The organism is Polyangium sp. 6x1 (assembly GCF_029946515.1).
GTDB lineage: Bacteria > Myxococcota_A > Polyangia > Polyangiales > Polyangiaceae > Polyangium.
This window is the reverse complement of record NZ_JARZHH010000056.1, coordinates 37,073-55,964: the sequence shown is the minus strand read 5'-3', so window position 1 is coordinate 55,964 and position 18,892 is coordinate 37,073. Positions and strand designations below refer to the sequence as shown.

Here is an 18,892-nt window from a genome sequence, read left to right as displayed (position 1 = left end):
CGATGCTCCGCAAGCTGTCCGTCAAGAATTTCCGCCTGCTGCGCGACGTGACGATCGACGTCGAGCCGGGCAAGCCCATCGTGCTGATCGGCCCGAACGGATCGGGCAAGAGCAGCGTGATTCAGGTGCTGGATCTCTTGTCGAGGTGGGCGGAGGAGGGGTTCGAGGCGGGGTGTCGGGCGCTCGGTGACGTCGTTACGGCCGGGCAGGGGTGCGCGACCATCGAGCTGGGTGCGACGACCGGCCTCCGAAACCTCGCGACGCTGGATTACAGCGTCGATTTCATCAGCGGCGCTCCGAACGGTATCCTGAAAGAATACCTCGCGAAACGATCGCAACCCACGTCAGAGCTCGTCCCGGTCCTCGAACGGCAAGGGGACTCGCTCTGGCTACGGAACGAGACAACGGACTCGAAAGACGAATTCTCGGGCTCCGATGCGCTCTCGTTCGAGAATTTGAAGCATCCCAGGTTCTACCCAGCGCTCGGCAATCTGGGGCACCTCATGCGCTCCATGGTGGTCTACGACGGCTTCTTGACGACCCCTCTCTGGTCGCGCGATGTGCGGGAAGGCAAGCTCTCGCCATTCGAGAGCGTGACCATCGAGCCCGTCGCGAGAGTCAACCGCCGCGGGTTGGATCTCACCAACGCTCTCTATTACATCCAGCAGAACCACGGGGACGTGTGGGACGAACTCATGGATGCGTTCTGCGCCGAGTTCCCCTTCGTTCAGCGCCTGGAGTTTCCCGCGGACCGGGCCGGCGGAAGCATCGCGCTCACGTTCCGGGACAAGCGATATCCAGGCGAGCGATTGCGCGGCAGCCAGATGTCCGAAGGCATGGCCACCTACCTCTGCCTGCTCGCCGCCATCCTCTCCCCCGAGCCCGCCACCGCCCTCGCCTTCGACGAGCCCGACCGCCACCTCCACCCCTCGGCATTGCGTCGTATCGTTTACTTGCTCGAACGCATTTCCGAGCGCACGGCCGTCTTCGTCGCGACGCACTCCGATCGGTTCCTCGACTACCTCTCGGATCCCGCGGAAAGCATCCACATCTGTGAGCCCACGGCCGAAGGTGTGAAGCTGCGCATGCTCAATCGGGAGGCGCTCGACGAGTGGCGCACGCTGTACTCGCTGTCGGCCCTACGCGAGCGCGGACAACTCGACCCGGAGAACTCGGCGGAGATCGAGCTGTGACGCGTATCCTCGTCCTCTGGGAGGACAAGTTCTTCCAGAAGCTGGACACCTGCTTGCGGCGCGCTCTTCGTACCACGCGCGAGGCCGGCACGAGCGGCGCGGAAATCACAGCGTTCGGCGTCAACGGGCGCGGCGGGTTCGACCCCTTCATCCGCGCCGATTGGCCCATCGCGGCCCGCAGGGGGTTCCTCCGCAGCAGCGGCCCCATCGATCATCTCGTCTGCATCGCCGATGCCGACAAAGCCACGACGTGCTGCACCATCGAGGATCCGCCGAAAGCCCCCGCGCGCACCGACAACTGGGTGATACGCGCGAGCAATGCCTGGACGACGAAGCTCCGCACCTCGGCGACCTTCCCCGATCGCATCCACGGCCACTTCCTCCGCTGGAACTCCGAATCCCTCCTCATCGCCGCACACGACGTCGAGCCCGCGCTCCAGAAGCTCCAGTGCCGCAACCGAGAAGGCCTTGCTGCCTTCCTCCGCACCTGTGATCCCATCCCCGGAAGCGTCCCACCGGAGATGTTCGTCGAGCAGTTCCGCAAGCCCCAGGGCTGCCTCGAAAAAATGCTCGAAGCCGGAGGCTCCGCGCAACATCGCAAGGGCAGCGTGCCGCGCGACGATGCGCTCGACGAGGCCTCGCGCACCGCCCTCGACCGGCTCCTCGGCCGCGTGCCCGATCTCCTCTCGATCGCCCAGCTCCTCCAACGACTCGCCTGATGCCGGGGCCCCACGCGTGCGCGACGACCCCTCCTCCGCTCGTCCTTCCCGCATCGCCCCGCAACGGAACCGGGCGAGCTTCGTCCAGGCCGCGCTCCGCGAGGTCGAGGCGCTCGAGCCCTCCGTGCGGGATCGAATCCTCGAGCGAACGGGCCCCACGTCCCTCGCGGCGATCCGCGGCGCGCTCGGCGTGCAATGGCTGCCGCCCGAGCCTTGTTACGACCTGCTGGAAGCGCTCTACGCGGAGCTCGGCGAAGCGGGCACGCGCGCGCTCTACCGCCGCAGCATGAATCGTCATTTCGAGAACCCGCTCTTCCGGGCGCTCATCGATGGCTTCCTGCGGCGCACGGGCATGTCGCCGCAAGCCTTGATGCGGTTCGTCCCCTTCGGCCGCGCGCTCATCGCCGAGAATGCAGGCCACATGGTCTACGAGCTCCGGGGCGAACACGAGGGCGCGATCTGGCTGCGCGAGTATCCCGTCGAGCATTTCCGCAGCGGCGCGGTGGTGCAGCTCCTCGGCGGGTGCTGGGAGGCCGGGCTCGATTTCGTCGGCGTGGACGGGAAGGTCGAGGTCGAGGGGCTCGATCTGGAGCGGGGCGCGTGTGATTTCGTGCTGACGTGGAAGGCGCGGCGCTAGAGGCCGCGGCGACCCCCGCTGGTCAGCGTGCTAAGCGTTCGCGCGCCGCCGTGTGCCGCGCAGGGTCGCGAAAAGACTCGCGAGCAAGAGGAGCACGCCCCCCACGGACCAAGCCGCGTAGACGCGGAGCGGGGTACGATCGAGCGCCGTGGCATCCTCCACGCGCGTCTGCACCATCACCGCAAGCTCCGTGCGGCCGACGGCCGCTACGCCGACCAGCCAGGGCCCTCCGGCCTCGCGCGTCCCCCGCTGATCGAGCGGATCACGATACGCTTCGTCGAGCTCGACCCAGTCCGGCGGCGGCAGGCGGAGCTGGTCGCTCCCCGCATCTCCCGCCGTATCACGCCGTGCCGTGAGTCGGCGCAGCGCATCACTCTTCACGACGACCCCCTCCCCATGCTCGACGCCGCCGTGCACCCATAAGATGTGCTCCTTGGGCAATGGCTCGGCGGACGATTCGCGGTCACGGCGTACCGTGAGCACGGCAACGCGATGGTCGTCGCTCAACTCGATGGCGCCCAGGCGTCGATCCGTTGCGATCTCGGCGGCAAGCAAGCCCAGCGGCCGCCCGTCCGCGCCACGGATAGGCGCCGCAATGGCGATCTTGTATCGGTTGTCCGTCGCCGAGCGAAAGGCACGCGAGATGTAGGCGGGGCGGTCCACGGCGAGCGACATGGCACCGCGGAAGTAGTCCCGAAACGCGAAATTGGTCACGCTGGGCTTGCCGCTCTGCTCGGAAGGGACGAGCGCCTGAAGCGTGCCTCCCGCGTCGATGATGAACCAGTAGGCAAAACCGGCATGGCGCGCGCGAATCCCCTCGCTGAGACCCTGGAGAGCCTCCCCATCGTGAAGCGCCATCGCCGTGGTGAGCTGCGGCGCCTGCGCCTCCTTTGCAACGGTCGTCGCGTACTCGTCGAGCAGGGCCAGCACGGTCCCGGCCACGGCGCGGGCGGCATACCGGTTGGCGGCGAGCACTTCCGCGCGGCGGGCCTGCTCCTGGGCGCGGGTGCCCGCGAGCGACCAGAGCGTGAGGGTGACGAGCGCCAGCGCTGCGACGCCGAGGAGAACGGCGGTGAAGGGATGGCGGCGGCACCAGGCGAGCGCGCGCCTGCCGGGGCTTGGCCGGCGCACCCGGGTCGGCTTGCCACTCAGATATCGATCGAGATCGTCCGCGAGGGCCTCGGCGGAGATGTACCTCCGCGCCGGGTCCTTGTGGAGACACGTGAGACAGACCGTCGACAGATCTCGGCTCACGTCCCGGCGCAGCCGTTCGAGCGGTACGGGCTCCTCCTCGTGGGTGCGGCGCATGACCTCGAGCAGCGTGGGACCGTCGAACGGACGCCGCCCCGCGAGCAACTCGTAAAGGATCACGCCCAGGCTCCAGATATCGGCCGATGCGCTGTCGCGCATGGGGTGACCACGGGTCGTCTGCTCGGGCGCCATGTAGCCGACCGTTCCCAGGATGGTGCCGGTCATGGTGCGGGTGTTGTGGTCGAGGCGCTTGGCGATGCCGAAGTCGGCGATGTACGGCTCGCCGTGATCGTCGAAGAGGATGTTCTCGGGTTTGAGATCCCGGTGGATGACATGCTGGCGATGGCCGGCATGGACCGCGCGGGCCAGGGTGGCGATCAGCGCTGCGGCGCGCCGTGGCTCGGCGAAGCGGTCGCGTGCCACCTCGAGCGTCCCGCCAGGCATGAGCTTCATGGTGAAATAGGGTTGTCCGCCGTGCTCGCCCACGTCGTAAAGGGGCACGATGCGCGCGTGGTCGAGCTTGGCTGCGTCCCTCGCCTCGCGATAAAAGCGGCGCCTCGCCTTTGCGTCGGCGAGCTCGCCGTCGCGGATCCGCTTCAGCGCGACGACGCGATCGACGCTCACCTGCCGGGCCTTGTAGACCACGCCCATGCCCCCCTCGCCGAGCCTGGCCAGGAGCTCATAAGGCCCGAACTGCACGGGCAGGCTCTCCGGGGCGTCGTCGTCCCCCCCATCGAAATCGAGCAGGCAGTGCGGGCACAACCCCTCGGGCGCGCGAGGGCCGATGGCCCCGTGAAGAGGGCATCCAGCGGGGACAGGCTCGGTCGGGTCGGTCGCAGTGCTCATCTCGGCATCTCCTGAGGCCGTGGCGGCCGAACGTTACGAGCCGGCGAGGCAAAAACGTGCTCACCCTGCGAACGCGCGGAGGAGGTACCCGATCTCGTCGTCCACCGCGCGTTTGGCGAGGGCCGCGTCGGGCGGCGGGTCCACGAGGCTTTCCACCTCCGCGAGCAGCATCTTTTTGTACACGCCGCGCAGGTCGAATGCCGCCTTGCGCACGTCCCCCTCGCTCCTGCCGAGGCGCGCAGCGAGCTCCTCGTAGCGATCCCGAGATGCGCTCGCGGTCAGCGTTCCCTTGAGCGCATCGAACAGCGCGCTCTTCCCCGCGGCGGCGTATTTCTCGCGGACCCGTTCGAGCACGCGATGGAGCAAGTTCTCGGCGAAGGCGCGGTCGTACAGGCGCTCCGGCGTGAGGTCGTGCGAAGGCTCGGCCTGATAACGCCCCTCTGCGCGCTCTGCGTCGAGGCTTTCGAAGTGGACGTTCCCGCCCGCGGCTGCGCTGCGGGCGTGCGCGTATTCGTCCTGGAGATGGTGCTTGACGCACCCGAGCAGCCATGAACGGAACTTCGTGCCGCGCGCGCGATCGAGGGATGCGAGCGCGTTTTTCTCGATCAAATGAGCGAAGAAGCCCTGGGTTTGGTCGCTCGCTTGTTCGGCCGAGGCGCCGCGGCGTCGGAGGAAAGCGTAGACGGGGAACCAGTACGCGTCACAGAGAACCGCGAGCGCCTTGCGCCCTTCCGGGGTGTCGTCCCGCGCGTTCAGGACGACGGTCCACGACGTCTTTGGAAAGCTTTCTTTTGGCATGAGACAGGTACGTCATCCTACAGGAACAGGAGCGATAGAGATAGAGGAGGGAGAAAGGGACGCGCGTCGAACGCGCGTCCCTGGAGGGGAGGTGACCGGGTCTCGCGGTCAGAGGCAGTTCGCCTGCTTCATCCAGTAACCGACGGTGCCCTGATCCTGGGGGATGCCCGTCGAATCCATGAAAAAGACGTGCTTCACCGGGTAGGTGCTGCTCGGCGATGCGACGCCCTGGTGGGGGGCGCTCGCGCTCGCCCACGCGGCGCCCAGATAGCTGTTCGTCCCCGGATAGTAGCGATACACGAACGGCGGCGAGCTTTGCAGCGGTTGCTGCACGGCCGGCGCGAACAGGTTCGAATACGCGACCTCCGCCCAGTTGAACACGCAGGAGATCTGCGCGTTCGTCGGAGCCGGTGCGGGGTGGGTGGCGATCTGCTGGGTGATCCACGCGTGGAGCAGATCGACCCGCGCGAAGAGCCCGATTTGCTTTCCGTTGCCCAGCGTCCCAAAGGCGGAGTTGACGGCGATGATTCGGTGCGTGTCCTTGATGAAGACCGGTCCGCCGGAGTCACCCGGCTCGAGCACGTTGCTGGCCCAGTAGTCGAACGCGAAGGTGCCGGAATAGGGTGGCGCTGCGTTGATCATGGTCCCGTAGTTGAGATCGTACACATCCGCCCCCCAAAGCGTCGAAGTCGGGCCGTTGTGCATGCGGCCCACGTTCGTCACCGGCGTGTTCGCGGGAACCGCCGTTTGCTCGATCGTCGGATACCACCTGAGCCAGATGGGCTTGTTCAGGAACAGCAGCGCGACGTCGTGCTGCGCGGGATTTTTCGAGCTGCCGGCTGTCCAATCGTAGACCGCGCTGCCCGTCGTCGTGCGCGATTCCGCCCCAACCTTCACGGTCAACGTCGTCGGCCCCATGATACAGTGGCCGGCGGTGAGGACGACCATGGGCGCGATGAGCGTCCCGCTGCAGAGTGGACTCGTCCCAATATCGATCGTCGCCCCCTCGGGGTACTTCTCGGTGACACTCGTCCCATTGAGGATCGCATCGCTGCTCGACGACGTGTCCTCCTCGAACACGTTCTCGTCCGATTCCGTGGCCACCACGCAGCCTGCGAGCGTCACCGTTCCGGCGGCGAGGAGGAAGAAGAAGGCCGTTCGCAATGAAATACGGGTCGTGTTCATGTTCGTTGTCTCCAAGGCCGAGCGGCGCGAGGGAGGCCTGCCGAAAGGTTCACCCGCGGCACGGGTGGCCATGCGGATGGGGATGACGCCGCGGCCTCCTCGTGGGATGCGCGTGGACAACCCCGCCGGCGCGGAAAACCAATTCGGTCGGTTGCGTCGCTTGGCTTGTTCTGTCCTTGGGCCGCCGCCGACAAAAGTTACGAAAGAATCCTCTTCGTGCCGGTGCTGGTTCCCGGTGGCCCCGGACGACGCAGCCGCGCCCCCCCATCAAGCTCACGCCGAAGCTCGGGGAGATGCGCGTCTCGAAAGTCTAGCCGCGCGGGTGAAGATGACGCTCGACGGCGCGGTCCCCTGCTCGGAGCTCGGCGCCTCGGCGGTGGGCGCGCACGTGGACGGGCTCATCGGCGAGCTCCTGAAAGGCGTGGCGCGCGTGGGGCTCGGCGGCAGCGTGAAGGTGCGCGTCGCGGTGGAAGCGGATACGAGGAAGATCGAGCGCGCGAAGGTGGATCAGGCGGTCACGGTGGATGCAGGCCACATGGTCTACGAGCGCCGGGGCGAACACGAGGGCGCGATCGGGCTGCGCGAGTATCCCGTCGAGCATTTCCGCAGCGGCGCGGTGGTGCAGCTCCTCGGCGGGTGCTGGGAGGCCGGGCTCGATTTCGTCGGCGTGGACGGGAAGGTCGAGGTCGAGGGGCTCGATCTGGAGCGGGGCGCGTGTGATTTCGTGCTGACGTGGAAGGCGCGGCGCTAGCCGACGCCCCTCCCCTCGCATCAAGCCCCGTCGGTCCTCCTGGACAGAGCTGGCTGACGCTCCTCAACCCCCGCCGCTCATCGTGGTCCGAGGGTGTTGATCCGCAATCAACCCCCTCGGGTCATCGTGATCAGTCGCGGTTGATCCGCCCGAACCCCCCTCTGCCCATCCTGGACAGAACCGCTTGACGCTCCTCAACCCCCGCCGGTCATCCTGGACAGAGCCGCTTGACGCTCCTCAACCCGCGCTCGTCATCGTGTTCATCCACGGTTGATCCGGATCAACCCCCGCTGTCCACGATTTCAGGCACGCCACCTCACACCTCCCCCGCCCCCGCATCTTTTCTCGTCACCTCCCCCCGCCGTCCCCGTAGACCATGGGCGAGCACCTCATGCGCCTCTTCCCCTGGCCCTGGGCGGACCCCGACGATCGCCACCGCGCTCTGCTCGCACGCGCCCAAGCGGGCGACCGCGAAGCATTCCGGTCCCTCTACCAGGACCTCTACGACCCGGTCAGCCGCTTCGTCGGCCGGCGCGTGCGCCGACGGGAAGACGTCGAGGACCTCGTCGGCCGCGTCTTTCACAAACTGCTCGAGCACCTCGGCGACGTCGATCTCCGCCGCGGCTCCGTGCGCATGTACGTCCTCTCCATCGCCCGGAACGCGGTCATCGATCACGCCCGCGCCCGCCGCGAAGGGACGCCCATCGACGACGTCGCCCCGATCCTCGCCGACGATCGCGCCACGCCCCTCGACTCGCTCGTGCAGAAGGAGCGCATCCGCGCCCTGCGCGCCGCCGTCGCAGCCCTGCCCGATCACGTGCAGGAGGTGCTCGCGCTCCGATACGGCGACGGCCTCGAGCACGCCGAGATCGCAGCGTTGCTCGGAGAATCCACGGCCGCCGTCAAGCAGCGGCTCTCGCGCGCCCAGCGGTCGCTCCGCGAAGTGCTCCAGGAAGGTGAGGTGGTCGATGTTCGGTTCTGATCGAGAAAAGGAACTCGAAAACGTCTTCGAGCCCGCGAGCGCGCCCCGCCCCGAGCACCGCGCAGCGCTCGAAACGTCGCTCCTCGCCGCATTCGATTCGACAGCCCCGGAACAAAGGAGGAAACCGATGAAGAAGAGACACGTCTTGCGAAAGGTGGCTTTTGGCGCGGCAATCGCCGCCGTGCTCGGCGTCGCGGCCTGCGCGGCGCCCGTGGACGTCGACGTCGAGGTCGGCCGCAGCCTCACCGTCACGTACCAGGCCTCGGAAGCGATGCCCGACCCGCACGCCATCGCGCAGACGATCGAGAGTTCGACGAAGCTCGACACAATCGACGTGCGCGCCCACCGACTCGGCAACGAGGTCACGGTCCAGGTCGAAGTCTGGGGCGAGGCGCTCGGCGAGCCGCTCGCCGGCAAGCTGCAGAAGTCCCTGCCCGCGCTCGCCTCCGCGAAGATCACGGAGACGCCGCTCTCCGGGAAGGTCGAGAGCACGCTCGGCAAGAAGCTCGGCCACGATCTGTTCGACCTCGACATCACGGACGACGACGACGTCGAGGTCGTCCGGCAAAAGATCCTCGCCCACCTGGCCGCGCAAGGCGTCGAGGGACAGGTGAAGGTCGAGGTGGAAGGCGACGGAAAAGGCGACCGTCGGGTCAAAGTCCAGGTCCGGAAGGGAGAAGGCGAGCGCCCGCCAGAGGAAGCGGAGGAGAAAAAAGCCGCCCCCTGATTCGATCGTCCGCAAAGCCCGCATCGAAAGAGCCGGCGAGCCGTGTTATGACGGCCCTCATCATGACGAAGGGCCGCGAGCCGAACGCCGCCGGGAACGATAGCCGTAACGAAGGCATGGACGCTCAGTCCACAGCCGCAGGGACGGGTCCGTCCGGAGCCCCCCCGCGCGCACCAAGCCACGCCGAACGCGCACGCACGCTCGCCCGCGCCGCCCAATTCGGCTCCCTCGCCACCATGGCACGCGATCCCGAGGGATACCCTTATGCCTCGCTCGTAGCGCTCGCCACGGACGCACGCGGTCGCGCCGTCTTGTTTCTCTCCCGCCTCGCCGAGCACACACAAAACCTGCTCGCCCGCCCCGAGGCCTCCGTCCTCCTCCTCGAATCCCCCATCGTCGGAGAAAAACTCCTCGAAAAAGGGCGCGTCACGCTCCTCGGCCCCTGCACCGCCGTCCCCCCGGAGGAGGCGCCCGAATGCCGCGCACTCTTCCTCGCCGCCCACCCAGACGCCGCGACCTACGCCGATTTCCCAGACTTCACCCATTACCGCATCGAGCCCCGCTCCCTCCGCTACGTCGGCGGCTTCGGCCGCATGTCCTGGGTCGACGCCGCCGCCTACGCCCGCGCCGAACCCGACCCCCTCGCCGAATTCGCCCCCCGCATCCTCGGCCACATGAACGACGACCACGCGGAGTCGATCCTCGCGTATGCCCGCAAGCTCGCCGGCATCGGCGACGCCACGGACGCGCAGATGACCGCCGTGGATCGATATGGCATCGAAATGGCCGTCACGACCCCCGCAGGCGAGCGGCGCGTGCGGCTCGCCTTCGACGCGGAGATCGTGACCCGGGAGGAGGCCCGCAAAGCCCTCATCGAGATGGCCGGGCGGGCCGAGGAGGGGTAAGGGCCCCTTTACCCCGCATCGTCCGACTGCTATCTCCGCGGCTACATGTCGGACGAAACCAAGCTTCCTTCGGGCCGCCTCGGCCGCCTCGTCCGGCTCGCCGAGATCGGCGCGCGTACGGGGACGAGCCTGCTCCTTCGCCGCGAGGGCGACGACGGGGCCGCCAAGCGCGCGGCCGAGGTCCTCGGCAACCTCCGCGGCGTCGCGGCCAAGGTCGGCCAGATGGCCGGCTACATCGACGGCCTCGTCCCCGAGGAGCACCGCGACGCTTACCAGCGCTCGATGAAGACCCTGCTCGCCGGCGCGCCCCGCTCCTCGCCCGAGGCCATTCGCCGCCTCGTCGAGGAAGAGCTCGGCGCCCCGCTCGATCGCCTCTTCGCCGAATGGGACGAGACGGCCGTCGCGAGCGCCTCGATCGGCCAGGTGCACCGCGCTCGCACCCTCGAAGGCGCCGAGGTCGCGGTGAAGGTCCAGCACCCCGGCGTGGCCGAGGCCGTCGAGAGCGACCTGAAAAATGCCGGCTTGCTCGAGGGCGCGCTCTCGATGATGGGCACGCGCAAGGTTGGCTCGGCCAAGATGCTCGAGGAGGTCCGCGCCCGCTTCCGCGAGGAGCTCGATTACACGATCGAGGCCCAGAACCAGATCGAGTTTGCCCGCATCTTCGAAGGCGACCCGAAGATCCTGGTTCCCACGGTCGACCGTGATCGTTCGTCGCGCCGCGTGCTCACGACCGAGTTCGTTCGCGGCCGGACCCTGGACGAAGCGAGCGCCCTGCCCGAGCGGGATCGTGTCGCGCTTTGCCGCACGCTCTGGCGGTTCGTCTACAAGGGCACGCTCGTCGGGGAGATGTTCAACGCCGACCCGCACCCGGGCAATTATTTCTTCCAGGACGACGGCCGCGTGGCATTCCTCGACTTCGGCTGCGTGCAGCCCATTCCCGAGAAGCGCCGCGGCGTCGCGCGGAAGCTCCACCGCGCGGCCGTCGAGCGCGACGAGGCGACGTTCACCGAAGCCGCGAAGATCATGCTGGAGACCCGCGGCGGCGACCACGAAAAGCGCGTACTTTCGTACATCCGCCGCGCGTTCGAGCCGCAGTTCTCCTCTCCGTTCCGGATCACGCGCGACTATGTGGCGAGCCTCGTGCACCACATGAGGGATGCGGGCAAGGAGACGCTCAAGTCCGGCGACAAGTCCTTCGTGCCCATGCCCGAGGGCATGCTCTTCATGAACCGCCTCCAGTTCGGCTTCTATTCGGTCCTGGCTCGCCTCGACGTCGAGGTCGATTACGCCGAAGAAGAACGCTCGTTCATGGCGTAGATCCGCCTCGAACGGGCCTGATCCCTGGTGACGGGCCCCCGTGCGTCGTGCTCTCATCGGCTTGCCGGAAACCCGGAGGAGAGCACGCCATGGCCACCAAACGCACACCGAGCACAACGAAGAAAAGCGCGCGCAAAGCGTCTCCGAGCGCTGCGTCGACCCGCACCACCTCGGCCCCGCGGACGAGCGCTGCGCGCGCCCCCGCCCCGGCCGCGAAACGCAGCCGCGCTGCTTCCTCCTCTGGCCGGACCACGACGGCCGCCGCTGCCGCGCCCGCGCCCGCTGCCGCTCCCGCGCCTGCTCCCGCTGCTGCTGCCGCGGACGCGAACCGGACCTACCTCGAGCTCTCCGAGGACGGCGGTGGTTCGCACAAGTTTTACGAGGTGCTGATCGACGGGACGAAGGTCTCGATCCGGTATGGCCGCATCGGTGACGGCGGGCAGAAGCAGGAGCAGAAGTTTCGCACGGCGGCCGAGGCGATTGCGTTCGCGCAGAAGAAGATCAACGAGAAAAAGAAGAAGGGGTACGAGTCGGCCGTGATGGGCGTGCGGCAGAAGCGCGCTGTCACGCGACGAACGATCCAGAGCAAGCCCTCGACGGCGAAGCGCGCGCCTGTCCTCTGGAAGTTCGCGTCCGGCGCCGCTGCGCTCGGCATCTACATCGACACGAAGCTCTTCTGGGTCGGCAACCAGAGCGGCGCCGTGTTCGCCGTGACGGCCGACGGCACGATCGAGCAGCAATACAAGCTCCCGGACGGCGTGAAATGCATCATCGCCGACGACGACTGGCGTTATGCCGGCTGCGACGACGGCAACGTCTACGACCTCGGCGGCCATGTCCCTCGCCTCGCGTACGAGGTCGAGGAGAACGTCGACATCTTCTGGCTCGACATTTACCGCGGCAAGCTCTGCGTCTCCGATGCCGACGGCAACATCGCGATCTTCGATCACGAGAACGAGACGAACTGGCGCAAGAAGAGCAAGGGGTCCAGCGGCTGGATGGTGCGCGCCGACGAAAAGGGCGTCTACCACGGCCACTCCGGGGGCGTGACGAAGTACGCCTGGAAGGACGGCAAGGCGGTCTGGGAGGCGAAGACGGACGGCTCGGTGCTCTTCGGCTGGCAGGAGGCCTCGGACGTCTATGCCGGCACCACCGACGACAAGGTCTACGTCTTCACGAAGGACGGCAAGCCCGGCGTCGTCTGCGATTGCGACGACATGGTCTACTCGTGCGCGGCCTCGCCCGGCGGCAAGTACATCTTCGGCGGGGATTCGAGCTCCACCATTTATTGCTTCGACGCGACCGGCAAGCGCCTCTGGAAGCTCGCGACCGGGTGCGGCTCGGCGTACTCGATGCAATATCGCGACGAGCGGCTCTACATCGTCACGACCGACGGCTCGCTCGCCTGCATCGACGCGAGCGAGGAGGCGATCCAGAAGGCGCAGGCGGGCGACGTCCCGGTCGCGCGCGACATCAAGGCGCCGGCGAAGATCGAGGAGATCCCCTCGACGCAGCTCGAGACCACGCGCGACACGTCGAAGGGTGTGATCGTCGAATGCGTCAAGCAGGGCGGCAAGCTCCGCGTGCGGGTCGTCTCGCCTGGCTTCAAGTCGACGTACAATTGCCAGTTCCCGCGCAACATCCGCGTCGAGGGCGCGAAGTACGTCGTCGACGAGGTGCGCGAGGTCGAGGGCGGCGGGTTCTACCGCGTGCTCGGCGAGATTCGTCGCCTCGCGCAGTAGACGAAGAGCCCTTTTCCCTCCCGATCGAGAGCACTTTTGTGGCCTGGCGAGCCCCGTCCCCGGCGGCTATCCTCGGCCCATGCGACCTTCTCTTGCGCTCCCTTCGGCATTCCTCGCGGTAACCCTCGCTCTCTTCGCGATCCCTGCCTGCAGTGACGGTGGCGACAACACCGGCAATGGCGGCGCGGGCGGCTCCGGCGGCTCCGGTGGCTCCGGCGGGACCGGCGGCTCCGGCGGCGGAAACCCCGATGCCTGCTCCGCTGCGGGCCAATGGCAGATCACGTACGAGCAAGACATGAACGGCTGCGCCCCCATGGGTGATCTCTTGACGGTCACGCCCAATGCGTCCGACGCCTCGATCAGCGTCACCTTCGAGGGCGATGACACGGCGCCCATGCATAGCTGTAACCCTGAGCCCCCCATGCCCGCCTCGTACACGGCGACCGGGTCGGTCTCGGCGGACGGGTGCACGCTCACCTTGAAGAGCGATACGTCGTATTGCTTCTCGGGCGAGGATCAATGCGAGAAGCGCGAGATCACGCTGCAGCTCGCGGGCGACGACGCGATGGGCACGCTCGTGTATTCGAAGTGCGGGTGCCCCACGCCCGGCGCAGGCCCGATCACCGTGAAGGCCACGGCCAAGCGCGTGCCCTGATCCGCCTCAAGACGAGAGCAACGCCTCCAGGCGATTGCCGGCCGCGCGCCGCTCCAGCACCTCGAATACCTTGCCCGCGATGACGCCGCCCGCTTCGAGCGGCGGGAGCCCCCCCGCGTAGATGTTCGAGAGCACCGTGTATTCGAAGCGCACGCTTTCGTTGCCGCTGAACGCCGCGGCTCTCCGCCTCGTTTCGTCGTCACGCACGCAATACACGAGGTAGGCAGAAAGGCTGCGCGACGCGAGGGCGTCGCCGCCGGGGCGCTCGCCGATGAGGCAGATCACGAGATCGCATTGGACGAGATCGGCGACGTCCTCGGCGAGCTTCACCCGCCCGTTCGGCGCCAGGATGGGTTTGCCCATCGTGATGCCGCGGGCGTTCAGGCCGTCCTCGAGGACGGGGAGCAGGTCGCCGGCATTGTGGTGGACGGCCTCGGCGCTGAGCCCGTCGGAGACGAGGATCTGGACCTGACGATGCTCGGGGACGAGCGCGGCGCGGTGGGCCGCGGCGACCCGCGCGCCCAGCGACGGTGAATGCAGGTGCGCTTCCTTGGAAGGGGCTTCCGTGGCGATCACCCGGAAATCGAGGATCTCTCGCATCTCGTCGATACGGAGCGCGCTCTGCGTCGCCTCCCGGCCCACCGCTTGATGGAGCCGGACCTGACGGCTGACCTCGTCGGCGGGCCGCGGACCGGCGGTCTCGAATCCATGCAGGGCCGGCGTCGTCGCGATGAGCCCTTTCAGCTCCGCGTCCGACGAAACGAACGGGCGCAGATCTCCCCAGTTCGGGCCGCGGGCGAGGCTCCCGTCCTCCTCTTTGCGGAAGATCCCCTGCTCGATCGCCCACGCCTCGTACTCCGGCGTCACCCGCTTTCCATACAGCTCGCGCAAGGTCTGGTCGTCGTGGCCGCTCGTATCGAAATAGGCGAGCATTCGATCGGTATTGAGCGCGACATCCATGTAGTAATTCGCGCCCGCCGCCGTGAGCATCTGCGTGGCCATCTGCTGGCCTTCGAGCGTGATGTGCGAGTGCAGCGTGAAGCACGGCGCCATGCCCATGGGCAAACCGAGCAGCTTGCCCATGAAGTGATCCTGCAGGTTCGACACGATCATCTCGAAGTTGTCGAGGTGTGTCTCCGGCCCGATGAAGCCCGTGACGTTGTTCACCATGAAAGGATCGTAACGACGAGCGAGGCCATAGCAGAGGGCCTCCGTCGTCGTCATGTCGATGCCGTGGTGCTTGCCGTAGGTGAACTCGCTCCCCTGGCCGGTCTCGAAATACATGAACTGTCGGGCGCTCGGCCCGAGCGTCCCCTTTTCGCGCATGGTCCGATAGCCATGATCGAGCAGCTCCACGGTGACGTCGAATTCGGCGGTCAGCGTCTTCTCGGTGCCGGCCAGGCTCTGGAACAGGATCTCGACCGGCGCGCCTCGTTCGAGGCAAGCGAGCTGCGTCTTGATGTGCCCGAGGACGCAGATCTGCGAGGGCACGCCGGTCTTCCGGCGGAGTTTGTCGAGGTGGCGCAGGAGCCCCGACACGTTTTCGACGGTGTCGATCGCGGGATTGATGCCGAGCAGCGCGTCCCCCGCGCCCACCGAGAGCCCCCAATAAAAGAGGAGCGTGATCCCGCGCAGGTCGTCGGTCGGGTGGTTCGGCTGCAAGCGCGAGGACAAGGTCCCGGGCAAACCCAGGGTCGTCCGCGCCTTCGTGGGCCGCGGGATGCGCCGCGCGAGGAAGATGAGCTCGTGCACGTCGCAGATCTTGGCCAGCGCGGCCGCCATCACGCCGGTCAAGGCCTTGCCCACGCGCGCGCTCTCCGCGCCCGGCGAGCGCAAAAGATGGTTCTTCAACCCGCCCACGGTCATGGACGCGATCTCGGCGAAGACCGCGTGATCGATCCCGTAATTGACCCGCATGACGGAATCGACGTTCCCGTCGTCGTCGGTGAGCGGATGGTCGTAGAGGTGCCGCAGCGAGAGCGACGACAGGAGGGTCCGCGCGGCCTCGCGCTGCCGGGCGCTCTTCGCCGCGAGCCCCGCATGGCGGTCCCCCGCCTTGCTCTCGTCGGCGGCGCCGAGGAGGGCTTTCAGGCCGTGGAACGCGACTTCTTCGTCGAGGACGGTCGTCCGATACCATTCCGACGGCCGCGGCGGGGGAACGACGATGTCCGACAGTGGCACGAGCGCCTGTGTGACCTTCTCCATCGCTTCCTCGATTCTCAATCCTGACCGTGAACCCAGACGGGGACGACGTGATCCTTCATGCGCCCGATCTGCGCGAAACGCGCGTCCTTGACGACGACCTCGTCGACGACGACGAGCTTGACGGGGCTCTTGCCCCAATCGCTGACGTACTGGCCGAGGGTCTTGCCCACGTTCTCGGCCACGAACAAGACGAGCGCCTGTTCCGGCCGGAGGGGCCGCGCCTTCAATTCGTCGCCGAGCCAAGCGCCGAGCCGACGAACGGCAGCGAGCGTGGGGCCGGTCCATTCGATGCGCAGGCAGCCGCCGGACGGGCTCTCCCGCACGAGACGGAGGAGCGCTTGCACACGGCCCGGCTCCGCGTCGCTCCCCAGGCGGCCGAGGATGGGCAGGTCGCGCAGGGGCAAAACGTCCGGCGACGAGAGAAAGACGGTCGCGCCGGAGATGTCCATGCTGTGCCGCATCATTCCGAAGACCGTCGCGCGGCCGAAATGGTCGGGGACAAACGCCGCGAGGTCCCGCGCGAGGACGTCGGACGATAGAATGCGCTCGGCGAGATCGACGCCGAGATCCCCGAAGAACGTCGTCGAGGGCCACGGCGCGCCCCGCAGATGTTCGTACACGAGCGCGCCCACGCCGCCCGAGAGCGTGACCACGCGGGCCGCAGGCGCGACGCTCGCAGGCGGCTCGATTTCGAGCTCCGTGTGCCGATGCAGACGCGCGATGGGCGCCGCGAACACCTCGGCGCGCCCGGTGACCGCAGCTTCGAGCAGCGCGACGTAAAACGAGAGCACCGCGTCGACGTCCTCGGCGGACAACGTATCCCCGGGGCCCCGGGCGATCCCCAGGTGATCGAGCAGCGCCCGAGCGTACCTCGATACCGCGACGATCCGGTAGGTCCCGGGCTCGACCTGCAAATGCCTCGCCCCCACGAACAAACAACCCGTCCGGCGGACTTCTCCGTCGATGCCGAGCGCGAGGTTCGTCGTCCCGCCGCCGATGTCGAGGTTGAGGACTTCGACCTCCGGATGCCGTCGCGACAGCCTCGCGCAGCTGCCGAGGAACGCCATCCAGGATTCGAGGTTCGCATCGCCGCTCGCGACGAGGATGGCGTCGCCGAGCCGCGCGCGGAGGAGCGACGCGAGCGCCGCCGCGTTCTGCCGCTCCGCCGAGAGCCCGGTGATGAGCGCGCCGCCGCCGAAGACCTCTTTGCCCTGCAAATGCCCTTCGGCGAGCCACCGTTCGAGGAGCGCCGCGACGGCGGCCTCGTCGATGCGTCCCTCACGGAGGGGCGTGAAGACCGGGACGGAACGGTATTCCTCGGCGAGCCGGCTCAATTCCACCCGGCCGGTCACGCAATTGCGCACCATCGCGGCGGACGCGACCATCGCACTGCTGGTGGTGCTGCCGAAGTCGAGCCCGAGCAGGCTGACGGTACCGCTCACCCGGGGAAATACAACACGGATTCAGGCTCGCGCACAGCTAAAAGGGGCAATTCACGTACACCGGCCCCGAATACCCCGCGTCGACCCGCGCGCGGAGGACGCTGCACTTGCCCGGCGTGACCGGGACGAACACGGTATGCCCCGGCTCCTCCGGCGCGAGGACCACGCCATTCGCGTAGAAGCGGATCGCCTCGCCCCGCGCCCGCATCTCCACCATCGTCGCGTCGCGGATCACGCTCCCCGGCGGAAGCCAAGCGCCGCCCGAGGCGCGCACCTCGAACGAGCACGCCGCCGGATCCCGCACGCAGACGCGCCCCGCGACGATGCCGTCGCGCACGCCCTTCGCCGAGCGCGCCTCCGCGAGCACGAACGTCGTCGCCCGCAGATGGCCGCTATGGCTGTCCGAGCCCCCGACCGGCACGAGGGGCCGCGCGCGCAGCGGGATCTCCCGATCGAGCCGCGCGAGCGTCGCCTCCAGCGTGGCCGACGTGTCCCCGAGCAGGAAGCGATCCCGAAGCTCCGTCACCGCGAGGTTGTACACCTCGAACGCCTGCGCGGTTCGATCGAGATCGACGATCTCCTCCGGATAGGGCCCCGGCTCCGTGAACGGGCGCCAGGAGAGGTTTGCCCGCGCGATACGGATGATCGAATCGACCGGCGTGAGCAGAGGATGATTGACCACGAGCAGCCCCCCGTGCCGCAGGAACGCTCGGAAAAACTTCGTCGGATCGGTGAGCGCCGCGCGCGCCGGGACCTCCGCGTACACGGCGCCGAGATCCGCGAACGCCGCGCCGACGTGGCCATAATGGTAATCGGTGTACTCGAACCCGACGACGAAGATCGGGTCCCCCTCCCCCCGCGGCACGGATCGCTCGAGCGCCGCGAGCTCGCTTTGCACCCTCTGCCGCAAGGACTCGCTCTGGAAGAACTGCGACGGCACGTGCGGCGTGAGCACGACGAAATCGAGCCCCTCGGCGCGGGCGAGCTCCACCGTCTCCTCCATGCCGCGGCTCACGTGCCCGGGCGAGTCGGGCGGGCTCACGTGGCAATGCATGTCCCCGCCGAGGATCTGATAAGGGCTCTTCGCTTCGGGCAGAACCGCCGCGGGGACGGCGGGCGGGGCCGGCCTGTGGGCGCTCGACATGCTGGCGTCGAGCAGGTGGTGGGAGAGCGAGCGGCCGCAGCCGGGGAGAAGCGTCAGGGCGAGCAAAAGAGCCGTCGTCTCGGGCGCGCGTTTCACAGGGTTCCTTTTGTCATGGCCGGGCTTGGACGGCACGGCAAGCGCGGAGCTTGGGCGCCGGCTCGGCGAACGAGGACCCTGGAACGCGGGCGGAGCTTGGAGAGGCGGGAAGACGCCGAAAAGATGCCCTCCCGTCGAATACCTGCCACTCGACGAAATCCTGCCTGCTCCCTGGAGCCTGCGATGCTGCAGGCTCGGGCCCGCAGGGCAGCACCTTTTCTGCGCTGAAAGACCGCCCTGGCGAATCGATACGCGGAAAAACCGCGCGCCGGCGAGTCGAGGTCGGCTGGCCCGCTG

The 18,892-nt window shown here is 67.8% G+C and carries 16 protein-coding genes; 10 read left to right on the top strand and 6 right to left on the bottom strand.

Features of this window, described 5'->3' with window-relative positions; genetic code table 11:
* The first annotated feature begins 2 nt into the window (after window positions 1-2).
* From QHF85_RS36820 to QHF85_RS36810, 3 genes are read left to right on the top strand one after another with little or no spacing between them, the layout of a single operon-like run.
* The gene (locus QHF85_RS36820; RefSeq protein WP_281332089.1) at window positions 3-1,193 is read left to right on the top strand and encodes an AAA family ATPase; all 1,191 of its coding nucleotides are present in this window, start codon (window positions 3-5) and stop codon (window positions 1,191-1,193) included.
* A complete protein-coding gene (locus tag QHF85_RS36815; RefSeq protein WP_281332088.1) occupies window positions 1,190-1,912 on the top strand; it encodes a hypothetical protein in 723 nt (240 codons plus the stop codon). Before QHF85_RS36820 ends, QHF85_RS36815 begins: the two co-directional genes overlap by 4 nt.
* Window positions 1,913-1,928: 16 nt before the next feature.
* Window positions 1,929-2,549 carry a hypothetical protein gene (locus tag QHF85_RS36810; protein WP_281332087.1) on the top strand — a complete coding sequence of 207 codons (621 nt, stop codon included), beginning with the start codon at window positions 1,929-1,931 and terminating at the stop codon, window positions 2,547-2,549.
* Window positions 2,550-2,579: 30 nt separating this feature from the next.
* On the opposite strand, the gene QHF85_RS36805 is transcribed toward QHF85_RS36810, so the two are convergent.
* From QHF85_RS36805 to QHF85_RS36795, 3 genes are all read right to left on the bottom strand, one after another.
* A complete protein-coding gene (locus QHF85_RS36805; RefSeq protein ID WP_281332086.1) occupies window positions 2,580-4,646 on the bottom strand; it encodes a serine/threonine protein kinase in 2,067 nt (688 codons plus the stop codon).
* A gap of 60 nt (window positions 4,647-4,706) precedes the next feature.
* Window positions 4,707-5,444 carry a sigma factor gene (locus tag QHF85_RS36800; protein WP_281332085.1) on the bottom strand — a complete coding sequence of 246 codons (738 nt, stop codon included), beginning with the start codon at window positions 5,442-5,444 and terminating at the stop codon, window positions 4,707-4,709.
* A 108-nt stretch (window positions 5,445-5,552) separates the two neighbouring features.
* On the bottom strand, window positions 5,553-6,629 hold the full coding sequence (locus tag QHF85_RS36795) for a S1 family peptidase (protein WP_281332084.1): 1,077 nt from the start codon (window positions 6,627-6,629) through the stop codon (window positions 5,553-5,555).
* Window positions 6,630-6,951: 322 nt separating this feature from the next.
* Between QHF85_RS36795 and QHF85_RS36790 the strand changes: the two genes are divergently transcribed.
* The 7 genes from QHF85_RS36790 to QHF85_RS36760 all read left to right on the top strand — a co-directional run bounded on the left by QHF85_RS36790 (window position 6,952) and on the right by QHF85_RS36760 (window position 13,708).
* Window positions 6,952-7,380, top strand: a complete 429-nt coding sequence (locus tag QHF85_RS36790) for a hypothetical protein (RefSeq protein WP_281332083.1) — start codon at window positions 6,952-6,954, stop codon at window positions 7,378-7,380.
* Window positions 7,381-7,756: 376 nt separating this feature from the next.
* Entirely contained in the window at window positions 7,757-8,362 is a 606-nt protein-coding gene (locus QHF85_RS36785; protein ID WP_281332082.1) for a sigma-70 family RNA polymerase sigma factor, read from the top strand.
* A gap of 127 nt (window positions 8,363-8,489) precedes the next feature.
* Window positions 8,490-9,089 (top strand): hypothetical protein, encoded by a 600-nt coding sequence (locus QHF85_RS36780; protein WP_281332081.1) that lies wholly within the window; start codon window positions 8,490-8,492, stop codon window positions 9,087-9,089.
* A 47-nt stretch (window positions 9,090-9,136) separates the two neighbouring features.
* Window positions 9,137-9,994 carry a DUF2470 domain-containing protein gene (locus QHF85_RS36775; protein WP_348652789.1) on the top strand — a complete coding sequence of 286 codons (858 nt, stop codon included), beginning with the start codon at window positions 9,137-9,139 and terminating at the stop codon, window positions 9,992-9,994.
* A gap of 45 nt (window positions 9,995-10,039) precedes the next feature.
* Entirely contained in the window at window positions 10,040-11,311 is a 1,272-nt protein-coding gene (locus QHF85_RS36770; RefSeq protein ID WP_281332080.1) for an AarF/ABC1/UbiB kinase family protein, read from the top strand.
* Window positions 11,312-11,400: 89 nt separating this feature from the next.
* Complete coding sequence (locus QHF85_RS36765) at window positions 11,401-13,053, top strand: WGR domain-containing protein (RefSeq protein ID WP_281332079.1); 1,653 nt, start codon at window positions 11,401-11,403, stop codon at window positions 13,051-13,053.
* Window positions 13,054-13,132: 79 nt separating this feature from the next.
* Entirely contained in the window at window positions 13,133-13,708 is a 576-nt protein-coding gene (locus QHF85_RS36760; protein ID WP_281332078.1) for a hypothetical protein, read from the top strand.
* 6 nt (window positions 13,709-13,714) lie between these two features.
* On the opposite strand, the gene eutB is transcribed toward QHF85_RS36760, so the two are convergent.
* From eutB to QHF85_RS36745, 3 genes are read right to left on the bottom strand one after another with little or no spacing between them, the layout of a single operon-like run.
* Window positions 13,715-15,913, bottom strand: a complete 2,199-nt coding sequence (gene eutB / locus QHF85_RS36755) for an ethanolamine ammonia-lyase subunit EutB (protein WP_281332077.1) — start codon at window positions 15,911-15,913, stop codon at window positions 13,715-13,717.
* Between the two features lie 14 nt (window positions 15,914-15,927).
* On the bottom strand, window positions 15,928-17,355 hold the full coding sequence (locus tag QHF85_RS36750; protein ID WP_281332076.1) for an ethanolamine ammonia-lyase reactivating factor EutA: 1,428 nt from the start codon (window positions 17,353-17,355) through the stop codon (window positions 15,928-15,930).
* 37 nt (window positions 17,356-17,392) lie between these two features.
* Complete coding sequence (locus QHF85_RS36745) at window positions 17,393-18,595, bottom strand: hypothetical protein (protein WP_281332075.1); 1,203 nt, start codon at window positions 18,593-18,595, stop codon at window positions 17,393-17,395.
* Window positions 18,596-18,892 lie beyond the last annotated feature (297 nt).